The 17,626-nt window shown below is 71.8% G+C and carries 17 protein-coding genes; 12 read left to right on the top strand and 5 right to left on the bottom strand.

Annotation, left to right across the window (positions count from 1 at the left end; all coding sequences use genetic code 11):
* Positions 1-29 precede the first annotated feature (29 nt).
* Complete coding sequence (locus AC067A_RS23505) at positions 30-1,142, bottom strand: PucR family transcriptional regulator (RefSeq protein ID WP_479244428.1); 1,113 nt, start codon at positions 1,140-1,142, stop codon at positions 30-32.
* Between the two features lie 182 nt (positions 1,143-1,324).
* Here AC067A_RS23505 and AC067A_RS23500 point away from each other — a divergent pair, with 182 nt between their 5' ends.
* Positions 1,325-2,251: a proline dehydrogenase family protein gene (locus tag AC067A_RS23500; protein WP_479244427.1), complete on the top strand. Its 927-nt coding sequence runs from the start codon at positions 1,325-1,327 to the stop codon at positions 2,249-2,251.
* Between the two features lie 30 nt (positions 2,252-2,281).
* Positions 2,282-3,913 carry an L-glutamate gamma-semialdehyde dehydrogenase gene (gene pruA, locus AC067A_RS23495; RefSeq protein ID WP_479244426.1) on the top strand — a complete coding sequence of 544 codons (1,632 nt, stop codon included), beginning with the start codon at positions 2,282-2,284 and terminating at the stop codon, positions 3,911-3,913.
* Between the two features lie 111 nt (positions 3,914-4,024).
* Here pruA and AC067A_RS23490 read toward each other — a convergent pair whose 3' ends face one another.
* The gene (locus tag AC067A_RS23490; protein ID WP_479244425.1) at positions 4,025-4,906 is read right to left on the bottom strand and encodes an alpha/beta fold hydrolase; all 882 of its coding nucleotides are present in this window, start codon (positions 4,904-4,906) and stop codon (positions 4,025-4,027) included.
* Between the two features lie 115 nt (positions 4,907-5,021).
* On the opposite strand from AC067A_RS23490, the gene AC067A_RS23485 reads away from it, so the two are divergent.
* Positions 5,022-5,567 (top strand): GNAT family N-acetyltransferase, encoded by a 546-nt coding sequence (locus tag AC067A_RS23485; RefSeq protein WP_479244424.1) that lies wholly within the window; start codon positions 5,022-5,024, stop codon positions 5,565-5,567.
* Between the two features lie 256 nt (positions 5,568-5,823).
* Here AC067A_RS23485 and AC067A_RS23480 read toward each other — a convergent pair whose 3' ends face one another.
* Both AC067A_RS23480 and AC067A_RS23475 read right to left on the bottom strand, forming a co-directional pair.
* Positions 5,824-6,543, bottom strand: a complete 720-nt coding sequence (locus AC067A_RS23480; RefSeq protein ID WP_479244423.1) for a hypothetical protein — start codon at positions 6,541-6,543, stop codon at positions 5,824-5,826.
* The gene (locus AC067A_RS23475; protein WP_017236000.1) at positions 6,540-6,881 is read right to left on the bottom strand and encodes a PadR family transcriptional regulator; all 342 of its coding nucleotides are present in this window, start codon (positions 6,879-6,881) and stop codon (positions 6,540-6,542) included. The genes AC067A_RS23480 and AC067A_RS23475 overlap by 4 nt, the downstream gene beginning before the upstream one ends.
* Before the next feature lie 432 nt (positions 6,882-7,313).
* Between AC067A_RS23475 and AC067A_RS23470 the strand changes: the two genes are divergently transcribed.
* The 3 genes from AC067A_RS23470 to AC067A_RS23460 all read left to right on the top strand — a co-directional run bounded on the left by AC067A_RS23470 (position 7,314) and on the right by AC067A_RS23460 (position 9,924).
* A complete protein-coding gene (locus tag AC067A_RS23470; protein WP_017235997.1) occupies positions 7,314-7,445 on the top strand; it encodes a hypothetical protein in 132 nt (43 codons plus the stop codon).
* Between the two features lie 90 nt (positions 7,446-7,535).
* The gene (locus AC067A_RS23465; protein ID WP_479244422.1) at positions 7,536-8,576 is read left to right on the top strand and encodes a 3-isopropylmalate dehydrogenase; all 1,041 of its coding nucleotides are present in this window, start codon (positions 7,536-7,538) and stop codon (positions 8,574-8,576) included.
* A gap of 259 nt (positions 8,577-8,835) precedes the next feature.
* Positions 8,836-9,924 (top strand): branched-chain amino acid aminotransferase, encoded by a 1,089-nt coding sequence (locus tag AC067A_RS23460; protein WP_479244421.1) that lies wholly within the window; start codon positions 8,836-8,838, stop codon positions 9,922-9,924.
* A 3-nt stretch (positions 9,925-9,927) separates the two neighbouring features.
* Here the strand turns inward: AC067A_RS23460 and AC067A_RS23455 are convergent, their stop codons facing one another.
* A complete protein-coding gene (locus AC067A_RS23455) occupies positions 9,928-11,349 on the bottom strand; it encodes a cytosine permease (RefSeq protein ID WP_479244420.1) in 1,422 nt (473 codons plus the stop codon).
* A gap of 134 nt (positions 11,350-11,483) precedes the next feature.
* On the opposite strand from AC067A_RS23455, the gene ureA reads away from it, so the two are divergent.
* From ureA to AC067A_RS23425, 6 genes are all read left to right on the top strand, one after another.
* On the top strand, positions 11,484-12,170 hold the full coding sequence (gene ureA, locus AC067A_RS23450; protein WP_479244419.1) for an urease subunit gamma: 687 nt from the start codon (positions 11,484-11,486) through the stop codon (positions 12,168-12,170).
* On the top strand, positions 12,170-13,852 hold the full coding sequence (locus tag AC067A_RS23445; protein ID WP_479244418.1) for an urease subunit alpha: 1,683 nt from the start codon (positions 12,170-12,172) through the stop codon (positions 13,850-13,852). The genes ureA and AC067A_RS23445 overlap by 1 nt, the downstream gene beginning before the upstream one ends.
* A gap of 10 nt (positions 13,853-13,862) precedes the next feature.
* Positions 13,863-14,912 (top strand): agmatine deiminase family protein, encoded by a 1,050-nt coding sequence (locus tag AC067A_RS23440; RefSeq protein ID WP_479244417.1) that lies wholly within the window; start codon positions 13,863-13,865, stop codon positions 14,910-14,912.
* A 12-nt stretch (positions 14,913-14,924) separates the two neighbouring features.
* Positions 14,925-15,350 carry a hypothetical protein gene (locus tag AC067A_RS23435; protein WP_479244416.1) on the top strand — a complete coding sequence of 142 codons (426 nt, stop codon included), beginning with the start codon at positions 14,925-14,927 and terminating at the stop codon, positions 15,348-15,350.
* A 96-nt stretch (positions 15,351-15,446) separates the two neighbouring features.
* Positions 15,447-15,992, top strand: a complete 546-nt coding sequence (locus tag AC067A_RS23430; protein WP_479244465.1) for a TetR/AcrR family transcriptional regulator — start codon at positions 15,447-15,449, stop codon at positions 15,990-15,992.
* Between the two features lie 75 nt (positions 15,993-16,067).
* A complete protein-coding gene (locus tag AC067A_RS23425; protein ID WP_479244415.1) occupies positions 16,068-17,396 on the top strand; it encodes an MFS transporter in 1,329 nt (442 codons plus the stop codon).
* Positions 17,397-17,626 lie beyond the last annotated feature (230 nt).

Below are 17,626 nucleotides of genomic sequence, written 5' to 3'. Positions count from 1 at the left end.
CGCCCCTGAGAGGCCGTCAACCCGGAGGCCTACAGCTTGGCCGACTTCAGGGACATGTGGAGCAGCAGGCGGTCCTCGCCGTCGTCGAGGTCCAGGCCGGTGAGCTGCTCGACCCGGGACAGCCGGTAGTAGAGGGTCTGCCGGTGGATGCCCAGGGCCGCCGCCGTGCGGCCCGCCTGGCCGGCGTTGTCGAGGAACACCTCGGCGGTGCGGGCCAGTTCGGCATGGGCGGGGGCGAGCAGCGGCGCGACGACCGGGTCGACCTCGGGGTGGTAGAGCGCCGCCAGCAGTCGGTACGGGCCGATCCCGGCCCACTCGGCGACGGGGCCGAGCGACGGCTGCGCCGTGGCGGCGCGGGCCGCGGTGTTGGCCTCGCGCCAGGCCGCCGGGAGCTCGGTGAGGCCCCGGCGGGGGGTCGCGATGCCGGCGGGCGCCGCGGCGCGCAGCCGGTCGGCGGCGGTGCGGGCGGGGGCGAGGTCCTCGGCCGTGCGCAGCCGTACGAGGACGGCGAGGGACTCGCTCTCCGGCAGCGTGGCGACCGCCGCCGTGCCGGGAACGGACCGGATCGAGGGGACCTCGCCCTGCCAGGGGGTCACGCAGACGAGGGTGTGCAGGCCGTCCGCGCTGGGGCCGAGGGCCGCGCGGAGTGCGGCGACGGCCATGTCGCTCTGCCAGCCGCGCCCGGCGGTCAGCACCGCGAGGAACTCGCGGGAGAGGTCGGCGCCCGCGCGCTCCTCGTCGGCGAGGAGGTCGCCGATCCGGGCGGCGACGTCCATCGCGGCGGTCAGCCGTTCGGGTGAGGGGCCCGGCTCGGCGTCGAGCAGCCAGACGTATCCGAGGACGACGCCCCGGTGGCGTACCGGAAGGCAGATCCGGTCCCGGAACACCCCCGCCTCCGGGGCGGCCGGGATGCGGACGGGGCCGGTGGCACGGGTGATGCCGAAGCCCTCGAACCAGGCGCGGACCGCGGGCGTGGACTTCCGGGTCAGGATCGACCGGGTCCGGACGGGGTCCATCTCGGTGTCGTCGTCGCTGTCGTGCGCCCCGAAGGCGATCAGCCCGAAATCGCGGTTCTCCAGGGTCGCCGGGGCGCCGAGGAGCGCGGAGATCTCGTCGACCAGTTCTTGGTAATCGCCCTTCACCACGCCATTCTCGCACCCCTTCAGACACGTGTATGAGATGCGGCGCACGGATGCGTGACAGCTGTCGATGGCAGAGGATCGGAGCGATCCATAGGTTTCACGGTGGTTCTTCGTGCTGTTCCCGGTTCGTTCCCTTGATCCTGGTACGGCCCCGTTCTCCTCAGCCCCTTCGGAGGTGCCCCGTGCTGGGTCCCGTGATCCTCGCCGCGTCGCGCAGCGACAAGATGCGCCGTCTCGTGTCGGCCGCCCCCGGGACCAAGCAGGTCGTCGCCCGCTTCATCGCCGGTGAGACGGTCGACGACGTCGTCCCGATCGTGTCCGAGCTGAGCGCCCGCGGCCTGGAGGTCACCCTCGACGTCGTCGGTGAGGACATCACCACCGTCGAGCAGTCGTACGCCGCCCGGGACGCCTACCTGGAGCTCATCGGCCGCCTCAAGGAGCTGGGCCTCGGCGCCCGCGCCGAGATGTCCGTCAAGCTGTCGATGTTCGGCCAGTCCCTGGAGAACGGCCACGAGCTGGCCCTCGCGAACGTCCGCCCGGTCGTCGAGGCCGCCGCGGAGATCGGCACCACCGTCACCCTGGACGCCGAGGACCACACCACCCTCGACTCGATGTTCGCCATCCACGAGGAGCTGCGGAAGTCCTTCCCGCAGACCGGCTGCGTCATCCAGGCGTACCTCTTCCGCACCGAGGACGACGCCCGCCGCCTGGCCGCCGACGGCTCCCGCGTCCGCATCGTGAAGGGCGCCTACAAGGAGCCCGCCTCGGTCGCCATCCAGGACAAGCCCGAGATCGACAAGGCGTACGTCCGGATCATGAAGATCCTGATGGACGGCGAGGGCTACCCGATGATCGGCTCGCACGACCCGCGCCTGATCTCCATCGGCCAGGAGCTCGCCCGCCGCGCAGGGCGCAAGCTGGACGAGTACGAGTTCCAGATGCTGTACGGCATCCGCGGCGAGGAGCAGAACCGTCTCGCCGCCGAGGGGCACCGCATGCGCGTCTACACGGCGTACGGCACCGACTGGTACGGCTACTTCATGCGCCGCCTCGCGGAGAAGCCGGCCAACCTGCTCTTCTTCGTCCGCTCCATCCTCACCAAGGGCTGAGCCCACCTCTCACAAGGAGTATCGAGACTCATGGACGCTGTCACCCAGGTCCCCGCTCCGGTCAACGAGCCGGTGCACAGCTACGCCCCCGGTTCCCCCGAGCGCTCCCGTCTGGAGACCAAGCTCAAGGAGCTGGCCGAGAACCCGCGCGAGCTGCCGATGACCATCGGCGGCGTGAAGCGCCTCGGCGGCGGCGAGGAGTTCAAGGTCGTCCAGCCGCACAACCACCAGGCCGTCATCGGCACCTTCCGCGGCGCCACCGAGCAGGACGCCCAGGACGCGATCGACGCGGCCCTGGCCGCGGCCCCGGCCTGGCGCGCGATGTCCTTCGACGACCGCGCCGCGATCATCCTGCGCGCCGCCGAGCTGCTCGCCGGCCCGTGGCGCGAGACGCTGGCCGCGTCCACCATGCTCGGCCAGTCCAAGACCGCCCAGCAGGCCGAGATCGACACCCCGTGCGAGCTCGTCGACTTCTGGCGCTTCAACGTGGCGTACGCCCGCCAGATCCTGGCCGAGCAGCCGCCGGCCAACTCCCCGGGTGTGTGGAACCGTCTGGACCACCGCCCGCTGGAGGGCTTCGTCTACGCGATCACGCCGTTCAACTTCACGGCCATCGCGGGCAACCTGCCCACCGCTCCCGCCCTCATGGGCAACGTGGTGGTCTGGAAGCCGTCCCCGACGCAGACGCACTCCGCCGTGCTCCTCATGGAGCTCCTGGAGGAGGCCGGCCTGCCCAAGGGCGTCATCAACCTGGTGACCGGTGACGGCATCGCCGTCTCCGAGGTGGCCCTGAACCACCGCGACCTGGCCGGCATCCACTTCACCGGCTCGACCCGGACCTTCCAGCACCTGTGGAAGACGGTCGGCAACAACATCGAGAAGTACCGCTCGTACCCGCGGATCGTCGGCGAGACCGGCGGCAAGGACTTCGTCGTCGCCCACCCCAGCGCCGACCGCGCGATCCTGAAGACCGCGCTGACCCGCGGCTCCTTCGAGTTCCAGGGCCAGAAGTGCTCCGCGTCCTCGCGTGCGTACGTCCCGGCGTCCATCTGGAACGACGGCTTCAAGGAGGAGTTCGCGGCCGAGGTCGACGGCATCACCATGGGTGACGTCACCGACCTGTCGAACTTCATCGGCGCCGTGATCGACGAGCGTTCGTTCGCCAAGAACAAGGCCGCGATCGACCGCGCCGCGGCCGACCCGAGCTGCACGATCATCGCCGGCGGCACCTACGACGACTCGGTGGGCTACTTCGTCCGCCCGACCGTCATCGCGTGCACCGACCCGGAGAACGAGGTCTTCAAGGCCGAGTACTTCGGCCCGATCCTGGCCGTCCTGGTCTACGAGGACGACAAGTACGACGAGATGCTGACCCAGATGGAGTCGGTCTCGGACTACGCCCTCACCGGCTCGGTCATCTCCGGCGACCGCGCGGCCGCCGCGTACACGATGGAGAAGCTCCGCTTCGCCGCGGGCAACTTCTACATCAACGACAAGTCGACCGGCGCCGTCGTCGGCCAGCAGCCCTTCGGCGGCGGCCGTGCCTCCGGTACCAACGACAAGGCCGGCGCCCCGCAGAACCTGATGCGCTGGACGCTGACCCGCGCCATCAAGGAGACGCTGGTCCCGCCGACCGAGTACGGCTACCCGCACATGGGCTGACGCCCGCCCGCCTCGTAGAGGCCCCCTGACACCGCCCCCCTCCTCGGTCCCCCAACTTGAGGACGGGGGCGGTTCTCATGCCCCGGCGCGGGTCCCCGGCCCGTCCCCGGTTCAGAGCCCGACACGGCGCTTCAGGAAGTCGGCGATCAGGTCCGCGATCGCCGGGGCGTGGGTCTCCAGGGCGAAGTGGCCCGTGGGGAGCAGGTGGATCTCGGCGTCCGGGAGGTCGCGGCGGAAGGCCTCGGCGCCGGCGGGGACGAAGACCTGGTCGCCTTCGCCCCAGACGGCGAGGAGGGGGACGCGGCTCGTGCGGAAGTACTCCTGGAAGGCCGGGTAGAGGGCGAAGTTGGCGCCGTAGTCGGCGATGAGGCCGAGCTGGATCTCGTCCTGGCCGTCGCGGGCCATCAGCGCGGCGTCGTGGTGCCAGGCGTCGGGGCTCAGGCGGTCGCGGTATCCGGCGGGGACACCGGTCTCGTACTGCCACCTGATGCCGTCGAGGGAGCGGATGGCGCGGACCGGCTCCTCGGTCTCGGGGGTGCGGTTCTCGATGAGGGCGAGGACGGGGGCCCAGGCCTCGGCGCCGAGGCCCTCCTCGTAGGCGTTGCCGTTCTGGGTGACGATCGCGGTGATCCGCTCGGGGTGGGCGAGCGCGAGCCGGAGGCCGATCGGGGCGCCGTAGTCCTGGATGTAGAGGGCGAACCGGTCGAGGCCGACGGCCTCGGTGAACTCGGCGGTCAGCGCGGCCAGCTCGGCGAAGGTGTAGTCGAACTCGGCGGCCGAGGGGGCGGCGCTGCGGCCGAAGCCCAGGTGGTCGGGGGCGATCAGCCGGTAGGTGTCGGCGAGCAGCGGGATCAGGTCGCGGAACATGTGCGAGCTGGTCGGGAAGCCGTGCAGCAGGAGGAGTACGGGGGCGTCGACCGGTCCGGCCTCGCGGTAGGCGATCTCGTGTCCCCGGACGGTGACGGTGCGGTGGTGGGTCGGCAGCACGGACATCGTTCTAACCCCTTATATGCGTGTCACTGGTTAAGGCACGACTCAACCAGGCCATGATTAACCTGTCAATGCGTTTTGAGGGGTTAGGCTACGCCGGTCGTGGGAGGGTGGGCCCATGAGGCCCATGACGGTGAGGACCGCGCCCACCCATGAACTCGGGGCCGCCCGGCTCCGCGCCGTACGCGAGCTGCTCGACACCGCCTTCGAGGGCGACTTCTCCGACGACGACTGGGACCACACCCTCGGCGGCGTCCACGCCTGGACCGAGGACGAGCGGGGCGTCGCCGCCCACGGGGCCGTCGTGCTGCGGCGCGTGCTGCACCGTGGCCGCTCGCACCGCGTCGGATACGTCGAAGGGGTCGCCGTACGGGGCGACCTCAGGCGGCGGGGGCTCGGCGGGGCGGTCATGGCCGAGCTGGAGCGGGTGATCGACGGCGCGTACGCCCTCGGGGCACTCAGCGCGTCGGAGGACGGGGTCGCGCTCTACCGGGGGCGCGGCTGGACGCTCTGGGAGGGCGGGCTCGAAGCGCTCGGCCCCGCGGGGATCGTCCGCCTCGCCGCGGACGAGGGATCCGTCTACCTGTGGCCGGCGTCCGGCCGGGCCCTGCCGGACCCGGCCGGCCCCCTGGTCTTCGACTGGCGCGACGGCGACCTGGTGTGACGGCGACCTGGCGCGACGGCGATCCGGTGTGACGACGATCCGGTGTGGCGGCCATGGGCGAGGGCGGCCCTCGGTGGTGACGGCGATCGAAGGTGAGCCGCCGGCGGCGACCGCGGCCAGCCGCGGCGGCGGCCGATTGTGACCGCGGCCGGTCGTAACCGCGACCGACTGTGACCGCCGCCGGCCGTGACCGCGGCCTATTGTGACCGCGACCGGCCGTGGCGGCGGCCGGGTGGGGCCGGAGTGCCGCGCGGGCTCACTTCCCGCGGGCCGCCTCGACGCGGCCGCGGTCCGTCTCCAGCTTGGCGGTGAGCGCGGCCGTGACGGCGCTGCCCAGGGCGATGAAGACCACCGCGTAGCCCGGCAGGCCGAGGGCGAAGTAGGCGAGGGCGACCACCACGAACCAGGTGCCGAGCAGCGCCTTGCCGCGGCGGCTCAGGAACAGCCACTTGCCGGGGGTCGCCGGGACGGAGGGGCGCGCCCCGGCCGGGCCGTCGGTCGCGGCCTTCGGGCGCTTGAAGTAGCCGTACACCAGCCACTCGCCGCACAGCTCCCAGCCCTCCGGCTCCAGCTCGTCCAGGACCCGGGCGCGCCGCCCGCCCTTGACCACCTCGCGGCGGTACTCCCAGGCGAGCGCGACGTCGGGGGCCCGGCGGCAGACGAACCGGCCGAGGGCGTCCAGCGACTCGACCTCCCACCCCTGGTCGCCGTGGACGGCCAGCATCCGGCGGTCGTTGAAGAGGTCGGCGGTCCACGTCCAGTGCTCCGCCGCGTCGTCCGGCTCCCCGGGGGCCGGGGCCAGTCCGCCGAGGCCCTCCGCGAACCGGGCGGCGGGCCCGAACTCCTCCTCCGGCGAGGTCCCGGTCTCCGCGAGGTGCCCGCGGAGTTCGTCGGTCGTCCGGCCGATCTGCTCCTCGGGCACGCCCGCGGCGCGCAGCGCCTCCGTCAGCTCGGCGAAGTAGGCGTCGGTGGTCATGGTGCGGTTCCCCCTGCGTGCAGTCTCGTCTCTACGGCCCGGTGGAACTCCGTCCAGGCCGCGCCCTCGTCCGTGAGCCGGGTGCGGCCCGCGTCGGTGAGGCGGTAGTAGCGGCGCCCGGGCCCGCGCTCGGCGGCGCGGAACTCGGCCTCGACCAGGCCGGCCTGCTCCAGGCGGTTCAGTACGGGATAGAGCGTCCCGCCCTTGATCTCGCCGAGTCCCGCCCCGGCGAGCGCCTTGGCGATCTCGTACCCGTAACTCTCACCGTCGGTCAGGCAGGAGAGGACGAGCAGGTCGAGGACTCCCTTGAGCCAGCTGGATCTGCGGTCTGCGGCCATGGGCCCATCTGATCACTACCTAGGTAGGAATGCAATCTAGATAGGTGTGGGGATCCAGGCGGTGGCCGGCATCCCGTGGGGGTTCTCGCCGCGCAGCTCCCCGGGAACGCGTCCACGATGCGCTCGAAGTCCTTCGCCCGAGCAGGCGAAATCCCTCGCCGTGCGGGGGTCGATCCGCGTGCTGTGGAGCGGTGCGGCCTGATCGCCGTCTCAGATAGTAGGAAGTCCGAGTAATTGTGGAGACAGATGCGGCGGCCTGCCCTAGCTTTGTAGAAGCCGAACGTCTCGCTACATCAGCGAATGGCGGTCGAGAGCGCGACGCCCCTGTGCAGGTAACCCCTGCGGCGGCGCTCCCCGCCCCTTCCGGCACCTTCGATCATCACTGATCTCCGCACATCCGGATCACCACTGATCTCAAGGAGTCGATCCCCCATGGCCGTTCAGACCGCCCCCCGCGTCCGCCACTCCGCCAACCGCCCCAGCGACGAGGCCCGCCAGAACGCGGCCGCCGCGCTCCAGCGCGCCCTCGACCGCCGCGACAACGGCGGCTCCACCGGTCACTGAAGCGCCCCGGCGCGCCCTCGTCCGGCTGTCCGTTCGTCCACATGGCGGACGGAACGTGTCAGACGATGGGACGAAGAGTAGGGTGCCGACATGTCTCACAGCATCAATCTCGCAGTCATCCCCGGCGACGGCATCGGCCAGGAGGTCGTGGCCCAGGGCCTCAAGATCCTCTCGGCCGTCCTTCCCCAGGACGTGAAGCTGGAGACCGAGGAGTACGACTTCGGCGCCAAGCGCTACCACGCCACCGGTGAGACCCTCACCGACGCCGACCTCGCCTCCCTCAAGAAGCACGACGCCATCCTGCTCGGCGCCATCGGCGACCCGTCGGTGCCGTCCGGCGTCCTGGAGCGCGGCTTCCTCCTGAAGCTCCGCTTCGCCTTCGACCACCACGTGAACCTGCGTCCGTCGAAGCTGCTCCCCGGCGTGGCCACCCCGCTCGCCGGTCAGCCCGCGATCGACTTCGTCGTGGTCCGCGAGGGCACCGAGGGTCCGTACACGGGCAACGGCGGCACCATCCGCAAGGGCACCCCGCACGAGGTCGCCACCGAGGTCTCGGTCAACACCGCCTTCGGTGTCGAGCGCGTGGTCCGCGACGCCTTCACCCGCGCCCAGGGCCGTCCGCGCAAGAAACTGACGCTGGTCCACAAGAACAACGTGCTGACCTTCGCCGGTCACCTCTGGACCGACATCTTCCGGAAGGTCGCGGCCGAGTTCCCCGAGGTCACCACCGACTACCTGCACGTCGACGCCGCGACGATCTTCCTCGTCACCGACCCGGCCCGCTTCGACGTGATCGTCACCGACAACCTCTTCGGCGACATCATCACCGACCTCGCCGCGGCCGTCTCCGGCGGCATCGGCGTCGCCGCCTCGGGCAACATCAACCCGAGCGGCGAGTTCCCGTCCATGTTCGAGCCGGTCCACGGCTCCGCGCCGGACATCGCGGGCCAGGGCAAGGCCGATCCCACGGCCACCGTCCTCTCCGTCGCCCTCCTGCTCCGCCACCTCGGTTACGAGTCCGAGGCCGCCCGGGTCGAGGAGGCCGTCGCGGCCGACCTCACCGAGCGGGGCGACGCCGTCCGCACGACGGACGAGATCGGCGACGCGCTCGCCGCCCGAGTAGCGAGCTGACCCGGGCCGACTGACTGACTGACGACAGCAGCCGCCGGGTCGCATCTGCGCCCGGCGGCTGTACCTGTGCGGCCGCAGGGTGCCACCATCGAACCCTGGACCGTGTTCACCCGTTTCGTGCACCGGTCCCCACGGGCGATAATCGAACGTGGGGCCGCGGCATGCGGGCATGCTCGGACGTCCGCGTACGCCGGACGTCAGCCGCAGACTGAGGTGTGAGCGCGGTCCGACCCACACAACCGGTGAAGGACACGCACTCATGACGACGCCCACCATCGAGCTCAAGCCCTCCTCCAGCCCGCTGTCCGAGGCGGAGCGCGAGGCGATCCTGGCCAACCCGGGATTCGGCCGCCACTTCACCGACCACATGGTCACCATCCGGTGGACCGAGGGCCGCGGCTGGCACGACGGTCAGCTCGTGCCGTACGGCCCGCTGCACCTGGACCCGGCCACGAACGTCCTGCACTACGCGCAGGAGATCTTCGAGGGCCTGAAGGCCTACCGCCGCCCCGACGGCTCCGTCGCCAGCTTCCGCCCCGACGCCAACGCCCGCCGCTTCCAGGCCTCGGCCCGCCGCCTGGCCATGCCGGAGCTGCCCGTCGAGACCTTCGTCGAGGCCTGTGACCTCCTTGTCCGGCAGGACAAGGCGTGGGTCCCGGCGCACGGTGGCGAGGCCTCGCTCTACCTGCGTCCGTTCATGATCGCGACCGAGATCGGCCTGGGCGTCCGCCCGGCCAACGAGTACCTCTTCGTGGTCATCGCCTCCCCGGCCGGCCCGTACTTCCCCGGCGGCGTGAAGCCCGTCTCCATCTGGCTCTCCGAGAACCGCGTCCGCGCCGTCCCCGGCGGCGTGGGCGACGCCAAGACCGGCGGCAACTACGCGGCCTCCCTGCTCGCGCAGGCCGAGGCGGCGGAGAAGGGATGCGACCAGGTCGCGTACCTCGACGCCGTGGAGCACAAGTGGGTCGAGGAGCTCGGCGGCATGAACCTGTACTTCGTGTACGGGAACAAGCTGGTCACGCCCACCCTCACCGGTTCGCTGCTGGCCGGCATCACCCGTGACTCGCTGCTCAGGCTGGCGGCGGACCTCGGCCTGGAGCCGGAGGAGGGCCGCGTCTCCATCGACCAGTGGCAGGCCGACAGCGCGAACGGCACCCTGACCGAGGTCTTCGCCTGCGGCACCGCCGCCGTGATCACCCCGGTCGGCACGGTCAAGTCCGAGCGGGGCGAGTGGCAGCAGTCGGGCGGCGAGCCCGGCGAGGTCACGATGAAGCTGCGCGAGGCGCTGCTCGCCATCCAGACCGGCAAGGCCGAGGACGTCCACGGCTGGATGCACGAGCTGGGCTAGTCGCTACTCCGAAGCAGCCAGGGCTCCCGGGGCCGTCACGGTCCCGGGAGCCCTGTTCGGCGTCAGGACGGCGTACAGCGCGCCGCCCACGATGCCCGAGAGCACGAAGCTGCAGTCGATCCCGCCCGTCAGGGCGAGCAGCGGTCCCTCGTAGAGGGGCGTCGACACCCCGGCCAGGCCGACCACCGCGCCGATCGCCCAGGAGGCGGTGGCACGCGGGTGCCAGCCCGCCGAGAACCAGTAGATCCCGCCGCGCGAGCGGTTGTTGAAGACCTGGAGCGCCTCGGGGTCGTACGTCCCGCCGCACCGCGCGTGCCCGATCAGGGTGATCACCGCCCACGGGGTGCCGATCGCCGTGAGGAGCAGGACGAAGGAGGTCATCGCGGTCTGCGCGTCCGAGGCGAAGTGGCCGAGGAAGACGAAGGCCGTCGCGACCGCGGCGACCACGAGGGTGGCGTGCGCGCGGGTGGCCCGCGGCAGGATCGCGTCCAGGTCGAGCCCCATCGAGTAGAGCATCAGGCCGGCGTTGCCGACGGAGCCGGCGGCGGCGGCGATCAGCAGCGGTACCAGGTACCAGGCGGGCGACGCGGCGACGAGCGGGCCCGCGTAGTCGAGCCCGCCGCGGGACGCGAGAGCGGTGAACGTGCCGAAGAGCTGGGGGACCAGCAGGCCGACGAGCAGGCCCAGACAGGTGGCGCGCAGCACCTTGCGCGGGCTGTGGCGCTCGGGGGAGACGTAACGGGTGTAGTCGCCGAGCAGGGTGATGAACGCGACCGGGCCGCTGAGGCCCGCCGCGACCGCGGAGAGCAGCCAGGTCGGCCAGAACGAGTCGAGCAGGTACGGGGTGTCCGGCACCGCCGCGGTCGTGAAGTCCCCGGCGTAGGCGGCCAGTCCGACGGCGAGGAGCACCGTCATGCCGACCGCGAGGGCCTTGCTCAGCCGCAGCAGCAGCCGGTAGCCGTACACCGCGCCGACCACGGTGCAGGCGGCGAGCAGCGCGTAGACGGTGGCGTGCGCCGCGCCGCCGGTCGGCAGGCCGACCAGCCGGGCGAGGGTCCCGACCATGACGTCGCCGCCGATCCACAGCGTCAGGGCGGTGTAGCCGAGGGAGAGCAGCAGTCCGACCACGGAGCCCACGAGCCGGCCGCGGACGCCGAAGAAGGCGCCGGACGAGGTGGAGAGGTTGGTCGCGGTACGGAGGGACACGAGCGCCAGCGGGGCGGTGACGGCGACGCCGACGACGGTGCCGGTGACGACGGAGGTCACCGAGCCCCAGAAGCCGAGGCCGAAGGAGACCGGCAGCCAGCCGAAGACGATCACCCCCAGGCAGAGGTTGGATCCGAGCAGGATCGAGACGAGGTCGCGGGCGCCGCTGGTGCGCTCGGCCTCGGGGATGGTGTCGACTCCGCGCTGTTCTATCGGCATGAGGACTCCCTGCGGGGGCGGACGGGGAAGTTTTAGAGTGCTGCTCAATGTGAACCACGCGTTGCGGCCACGTCAATCCTTGGAACCACGGCGTTTTACATTTAGAGTGTCGCTCAAACAGGAGGTGTACGGACGTGCGACTGACCCCCACGGAACGCGACCGGCTGCTGCTCTTCGGCGCCGCCGAGCTGGCCCGGGCCCGCCGGGCCCGGGGCCTGCGGCTCAATGTGCCCGAGGCGACCGCGCTCATCGCGGACACGGTCTGCGAGGCGGCCCGCGACGGCAAGCGACTCGCCGAGGCGATCGAGGCGGCCCGGTCCGTCCTCGGCCCCGACGACGTCCTCCCCGGCGTCGCCGACGTGGTCACCGAGGTCCACGTCGAGGCCGTCTTCGACGACGGCTCCCGCCTCGCGGTCGTCTCCGCCCCGATCGGCGGAGGCTCGCTCGGCGCCGGCGCGCCCGGCGCGCTGCTCCCGGGACCCGGGCACCCGGAGACCGAGCCGGCCGTCCGGCTGCTCGTACGGAACACCGCGACGGTCCCCGTCAGCGTGACCTCGCACTTCCACTTCTTCGAGGCCAACCCGCGCCTCGACTTCGACCGCGCCGCCGCCTACGGCCTGCGGCTCGCCATCCCCGCCGGCGCGTCCTTCCGCTTCGACCCGGGCGGCGAGGCCGAGGTGGGACTCGTGCCCATCGGCGGCGCCCGCGTCGCCATCGGCTTCGCGGGCCTGGTCGACGGGCCGCTGGACGCGCCCGGCGCGAAGGAAGAGGCCCTGCGCCGGGCGCGGGCATGCGGCTACCTGGGAATCGAGGACGTCTGATGGACCCGTACGAGTACGCCTCCGTGCACGGCCCCCGGGCCGGCGACCGCGTCGTCCTGGGCGACTCCGGGCTCGTCGTCCGGGTGGAGTCCGACTCCCAGAAGCCCGGCGACGAGTTCCTCGCCGGCTTCGGCAAGACCGCCCGCGACGGGCTCCACCTGAAGGCCGCGGCGGTCCGCGAGACCTGCGACGTCGTGATCAGCAACGTCCTGGTGATCGATGCGGTGCTCGGCATCCGCAAGGTGTCCATCGGCATCCGCGAGGGCCGCATCCACGCCATCGGGCGGGCCGGCAACCCCGACACCCTCGACGGCGTCGACGTCGTCGTCGGCACCGGCACCTCGATCGTCTCCGGCGAGGGCCTCATCGCCACCGCCGGAGCCGTCGACACCCACGTCCACCTCCTCTCGCCGCGGATCATGGAGGCCTCGCTCTCCAGCGGCGTCACCACGGTCATCGGCCAGGAGTTCGGCCCCGTCTGGGGCGTCGGCGTCAACTCGCCGTGGGCCCTGCGGCACGCCTTCGGCGCCTTCGACGCCTGGCCGGTCAACATCGGCTTCCTGGCCCGCGGGTCCTCCTCGGACCCGGCGCCGCTGGTCGAGGCACTCGCCGAGGGCGGGGCGTCGGGCTTCAAGGTCCACGAGGACATGGGCGCCCACACCCGGGCCCTGGACACCGCCCTGCGGGTCGCCGAGGAACACGACGTCCAGGTCGCCCTGCACAGCGACGGCCTCAACGAGTGCCTGTCGGTCGAGGACACCCTGAAGGTCCTGGACGGCCGTACGATCCACGCCTTCCACATCGAGGGCTGCGGCGGCGGACACGTCCCCAACGTCCTGAAGATGGCCGGCGTGCCGAACGTCATCGGCTCCTCCACCAACCCCACCCTGCCCTTCGGCCGCGACGCGGTCGCCGAGCACTACGGGATGATCGTCTCCGTCCACGACCTGAAGACCGACCTGCCCGGCGACGCCGCCATGGCGCGCGACCGGATCAGGGCCGGGACGATGGGAGCGGAGGACGTCCTGCACGACCTCGGCGCGATCGGGATCACCTCCTCCGACGCGCAGGGCATGGGAAGGGCCGGCGAGACCGTACGCCGGACCTTCGCCATGGCCGGGAAGATGAAGGCCGAGCTGGGCCCCCTGGAGGGCGACGGCGCGCACGACGACAACGCGCGCGTCCTGCGGTACATGGCCAAGCTCACCATCAACCCGGCCATCGCCCACGGCCTCGCCCACGAGATCGGCTCCATCGAGGTCGGCAAGATGGCCGACATCGTGCTGTGGCGCCCGCAGTACTTCGGCGCCAAGCCGCAGATGGTCCTCAAGAACGGCTTCCCCGCGTGGGGGGTCACGGGCGACCCGAACGCCGCCACCGACACCTGTGAACCCCTCGTCCTCGGACCGCTGTTCGGCGCCCACGGGGCGACCGCCGCCGACATCTCGGTCGCGTTCGTCGCACAGGCCGCCGTCGACCTGGGCTCCGACGCGATGCCGACCCGCCGCCGCCGCGTCGCCGTCCGCGGCACCCGGGGCATCGGGCCCGCGGACCTCCTGCTCAACTCCCGGGTCGGCGACGTCCAGGTGGACGGCCGCACCGGCCTCGTCTCGCTCGACGGCTCCCCCATCCGCTCCGAGGCGGCCGACTCCGTCTCCCTCAACCGCCTCTACTTCCTCTAGGACCTGACTCATGACCTTCCGCATGCCCGCCGAGTGGATGCCGCACGAGCGCACCTGGATGGCCTGGCCCAGCCCCAACCCCACCTTCACCGACGAGGAGGAGCTCGCCGAGGCGCGCACCGCCTGGGCGTCGGTGGCGCGGGCCGTCCGCCGCTTCGAGCCGGTCACGATGGTCGTCGCGCCCGGCGACGCCGAGTCGGCCGCCGCGCTCCTCGGTCCGGACGTCGATCTGGTCGAGCGCGAGCTCGACGACGCCTGGATGCGGGACATCGGGCCCACCTTCGTCACGAACGGCACCGAACTGGCCGCCGTGGACTGGGTGTTCAACGGCTGGGGTGCCCAGGACTGGGCCCGCTGGGAACACGACTCCAAGATCGCCCGGCACGTCGCGGACGTCGTCGGCGTCCCCGTCCTCTCCTCCCCCCTCGTCAACGAGGGCGGCGCGATACACGTCGACGGCGAGGGCACCGTCCTGCTCACCGACACCGTCCAGCTCGGTCCCGGCCGCAACCCCGAGTGGACCCGCCAGCAGGTCGAGGCCGAGATCCACGCCAAGCTCGGCACGACCAAGGCGATCTGGCTCCCGCACGGCCTCGCCGGCGACTACGGCCTCTACGGCACCCAGGGCCACGTCGACATCGTCGCCGCCTTCGCCCGCCCCGGCACGGTCCTCGTCCACAGCCAGCAGGACCCGAACCACCCCGACCACGAGCGCTCCCGGATGTACGTGAGCATCCTGCGCGGCCAGACCGACGCCCAGGGCCGCCCCCTGGAGGTCATCGAGGTCCCGGCCCCGACCGTCCTCAAGGACGAGGAGGGCGACTGGGTCGACTACTCGTACATCAACCACTACCTGTGCAACGACGGCGTCGTCCTCTGCGCCTTCGACGACCCCCACGACGAGCTCGCCGCGGAGATCTTCCGCCGCCTCTTCCCCGAGCGCACCGTGACCCTCGTGGACGCCCGCCCGATCTTCGCCGGCGGCGGCGGCATCCACTGCATCACCCAGCAGCAGCCGGCGGTGCGGGAAACCGCCTCGCCACGGCCGCACGCCGTGTGACAGCGTGCGGCCATGAGCACGCACCCCTCCGGCCGGTACGCCCTCACCTTCATGTACTCCGTCGCCGACGACGCCTGGTACGTGGAGCTGGACGAGGTGTCCGGCCGGCGGCAGCTCGCGGTGGGCGTCGTGCCGGACGAGGATCCGGAGTGCGAGCCGACGGTCCGGTTCCTCGGCGAGCGGGAGATCCCGTACGACGTCATGAGGTGGTTCATGGACGCGATGGCCGAGGAGGTCCGCACCTCCCGGGCCTGGATGGCGCTCCGCCCCGGCCTGGTCGAGGTGATCCACGGCCTCCGGCAGGAGTACCTGGGGGTGATCGCCGACGAGGACGTGCCGCCCGTGCTCGCCGAGCTGCGCGGCCGCGTGCCCGGGGCCGACCTCGCCGACGTCATGCTGCACGCCTTCGGGCGCGGGTCCGACGGCCGCATCCTGTAGAACGTACGAGTGAGTCAGAGCAGCGATCCCGTCCCGTCCTCTCCCCGCCGGCGCAACCAGGCCGCCCCGCCCCGTGAGGACGTGCTCGCGGCGGCGATGGACACGATCGCCGAGCGCGGACTCGACGGGCTCACCATGGCGGGGCTCGGCCGACAGGTGGGGATGAGCAGCGGGCACCTGCTCTACTACTTCCGCACCAAGGACGAACTGCTCCTGCGGACCCTGGAGTGGAGCGAGGGACGGCTCGGCGCCGAGCGGAGCGCGCTGCTGTCCCGGCCCGGGACGGCGCGCGAACGGCTCGACGGGTACGTGGACGTCTACGTGCCCGACGGGCCGCGCGATCCGCACTGGACGCTCTGGCTGGAGGTCTGGAACCGGTCGCAGAACGCCGACGGCGACGCCCGCGCCCGGCAGGCCGCCATCGAGGGCGCCTGGCACCGGGACCTGGTCGCGATCCTGGCCGAGGGGGTCTCGCGGGGGGAGTTCCGGGCGGTCGACCCGGACCGGTTCGCCACCCGGATGCGCGCACTGCTCGACGGCTTCAGCGTGCACGTGGCCGTCGGCATCCCGGGCACGGGTCGCGATCAAGTCCTGGCGCATGTACGGGAGTTCATCGCCGAAACGCTGATCTCGCGACCGTAACGCACGCAAGTACTCCCGATCGTTGCGCGCTGCGCCCTTGTTGCCCCTACGCGATCTCCGGCACGGTTCCGGACCATGGGACGAGAGCACTGGAAGAAGATCTGGGTCGGCTCCGCCGGCAACATGGTCGAGTGGTTCGACTGGTTCGTGTACGCGAGCTTCGCGACCTACTTCGCGGGAGCCTTCTTCCCCGAAGGCGACGACACCGCCAAGCTCATGAACACCGCCGGCATCTTCGCCGTCGGCTTCTTCATGCGCCCGGTCGGCGGCTGGCTCCTCGGCCGGGTCGGCGACCGCAAGGGCCGCAAGGCCGCGCTGACCCTCACCGTCACCCTGATGTCCGCCTCCGCGCTGCTCATCGCCGTCGCGCCCACCTACGCGGTGGCCGGCTACGGAGGCGCCGCCGTCCTCCTGCTCGCCCGCCTCCTCCAGGGCCTCTCCGTCGGCGGCGAGTACGCCGCCAGCGCCACCTACCTCACCGAGGCCTCCGCACCGCGGCACCGCGGCTTCGCCTCCAGCTTCCAGTACGTGTCGATGACCGCCGGCCAGGTCCTCGGCCTCGGCCTGCTCATCGTCCTCCAGCGCACGATGTCCACCGAGGCCCTGCACGCCTGGGGCTGGCGCGTCCCGTTCGTCGTCGGCGCCCTCGGCGCGGCCGTCGTCTTCTACCTGCGCCGCACCATGCTGGAGACCGAGGTGTACGAGGAGACCGCCGGCGACGGGGTCGCGCGCGGAGAGCGGGGCACCCTCAAGGCCCTGTGGGCGCACAGGCGGGAGGCCTTCCTCGTCGTCGCGCTCACCATGGGCGGCACCGTGGCGTACTACACGTACACCACCTACCTCACCAAGTACCTCTCCAACTCCGCCGGGCTGCCCAAGCAGACGGCGACCCTGGTCTCCTTCTGCGCCCTGATCGTCTTCGCCTGCCTCCAGCCACTGGCCGGCGCGCTGTCCGACCGGATCGGCCGCCGCCCGCTCCTCATCTCCTTCGCCGTCGGCTCCACCGTCCTCACGGTGCCGATCCTGGCGACGCTGAAGCACGCGGGGTCGTTCTGGCCGGCCCTCGGACTCTCCCTGCTCGCCCTCCTCGTCGTCACCGGCTACACCTCCATCAACGCGTGCGTGAAGGCCGAGCTCTTCCCCACCGGCGTCCGCGCCCTCGGCGTCGCCCTGCCGTACGCGATCGCCAACGCCCTCTTCGGCGGCACGGCCGAGTACGTGGCCCTCTGGTTCAAGGACGCCGGCGTCGAGTCCGGCTTCTCCTGGTACGTGGCCGGCTGCGCCGCCGTCTCCCTGGTCGTCTACCTCGCGATGCGCGAGACCCGGGACATCGACCTGGGCCGGGTCGGGGCCGACGGCGACGGCGTCCCCGGACAGCGACGCGACGGGCTGCCCGTATCGTGAGACCCCCGTCCCGCTGACCCGCGGGCTGTGTCAGACTTCCGGCGTGCTTGCTACCACGATGATTATCGGCAGCAGCGCGCCGGTCCGCAGTGGCCACTGAATCGCGGCACGACCCCCGCGGCAGTGGACACCGTGCCCCAGACCCGCGCGCAGACCTCTCGCACCCGCGAGGGGTTTTTTCGTTTTCCGGCCCCACCCATGCCGGAAACGGACGACGCGTGAGAATGGGG

This window comes from Streptomyces sp. NPDC043176 (assembly GCF_056436715.1).
Note: the sequence above shows the minus strand (reverse complement) of the source record. Positions and strands in the feature narration are given on the sequence as shown.

Excerpts from the sequence above, each read along its gene's own strand:
- pruA (WP_479244426.1), top strand. The coding sequence starts at position 2,282 with ATGGACGCTGTCACCCAGGTCCCCGCTCCGGTCAACGAGCCGGTGCAC.
- AC067A_RS23490 (WP_479244425.1), bottom strand. The coding sequence starts at position 4,906 with ATGTCCGTGCTGCCGACCCACCACCGCACCGTCACCGTCCGGGGACAC.
- AC067A_RS23485 (WP_479244424.1), top strand. The coding sequence starts at position 5,022 with ATGAGGCCCATGACGGTGAGGACCGCGCCCACCCATGAACTCGGGGCC.
- AC067A_RS23480 (WP_479244423.1), bottom strand. The coding sequence starts at position 6,543 with ATGACCACCGACGCCTACTTCGCCGAGCTGACGGAGGCGCTGCGCGCC.
- AC067A_RS23475 (WP_017236000.1), bottom strand. The coding sequence starts at position 6,881 with ATGGCCGCAGACCGCAGATCCAGCTGGCTCAAGGGAGTCCTCGACCTG.
- AC067A_RS23470 (WP_017235997.1), top strand. The coding sequence starts at position 7,314 with ATGGCCGTTCAGACCGCCCCCCGCGTCCGCCACTCCGCCAACCGCCCC.
- AC067A_RS23465 (WP_479244422.1), top strand. The coding sequence starts at position 7,536 with ATGTCTCACAGCATCAATCTCGCAGTCATCCCCGGCGACGGCATCGGC.
- AC067A_RS23460 (WP_479244421.1), top strand. The coding sequence starts at position 8,836 with ATGACGACGCCCACCATCGAGCTCAAGCCCTCCTCCAGCCCGCTGTCC.
- AC067A_RS23455 (WP_479244420.1), bottom strand. The coding sequence starts at position 11,349 with ATGCCGATAGAACAGCGCGGAGTCGACACCATCCCCGAGGCCGAGCGC.
- AC067A_RS23445 (WP_479244418.1), top strand. The coding sequence starts at position 12,170 with ATGGACCCGTACGAGTACGCCTCCGTGCACGGCCCCCGGGCCGGCGAC.
- AC067A_RS23440 (WP_479244417.1), top strand. The coding sequence starts at position 13,863 with ATGACCTTCCGCATGCCCGCCGAGTGGATGCCGCACGAGCGCACCTGG.
- AC067A_RS23435 (WP_479244416.1), top strand. The coding sequence starts at position 14,925 with ATGAGCACGCACCCCTCCGGCCGGTACGCCCTCACCTTCATGTACTCC.
- AC067A_RS23430 (WP_479244465.1), top strand. The coding sequence starts at position 15,447 with ATGGACACGATCGCCGAGCGCGGACTCGACGGGCTCACCATGGCGGGG.
- AC067A_RS23425 (WP_479244415.1), top strand. The coding sequence starts at position 16,068 with ATGGGACGAGAGCACTGGAAGAAGATCTGGGTCGGCTCCGCCGGCAAC.